The following is a 519-nucleotide window of genomic DNA, read 5'->3' as shown; positions in this document are numbered from 1 at the left end:
TCTGATGGGCTATGATTTTCACTTGGGTCGTGATAGCCCTCAGCTCATCGAAGTCAATACCAATGCTGGTGGCGCATTTCTGAATGTGTTGCTCGCTCGCGCACAAAAACGCTGTTGTAATGCCTCACAGCAAAGCGCTGCAACGACTCAAATGCTAGATACATTTGAGGAGTCAGTGTTTACTATGTTCAAACAGGAATGGCAACGACAGTCTGCTGTTGCTATGCCCAACCGAATAGCCATCGTGGATAATGATCCTAAGAGTCAGTTCATGTTTTTGGAGTTCCAGTTAGCACGTCAACTGCTCCAAGCTAGAGGCATTGACACTGTGATACTAGATCCCTCTGAACTCGACTATGTCGATGGCAAGCTGACAGCGCATGGTAAGCCCATTGATATGATCTATAATCGGTTGGTCGACTTCGCATTTGAGGAGCCTGACCATGCACTGCTTAAGCATGCGTATCTAGAAGGTGCTGTGGTAGTAACGCCTAATCCTCATGTCCATGCTATGTTGGC

1 pseudogene is annotated in these 519 nt (G+C 47.2%); it reads left to right on the top strand.

Annotated elements, in window-relative coordinates:
• Positions 1–22: 22 nt before the first annotated feature.
• Positions 23–519: pseudogene (locus tag ACS8FC_RS20870) on the top strand (hypothetical protein); the annotation flags it as partial.

Source organism: Psychrobacter sp. 1Y4, from assembly GCF_051847555.1.
This window is presented reverse-complemented; position numbering and strand designations above follow the sequence as displayed.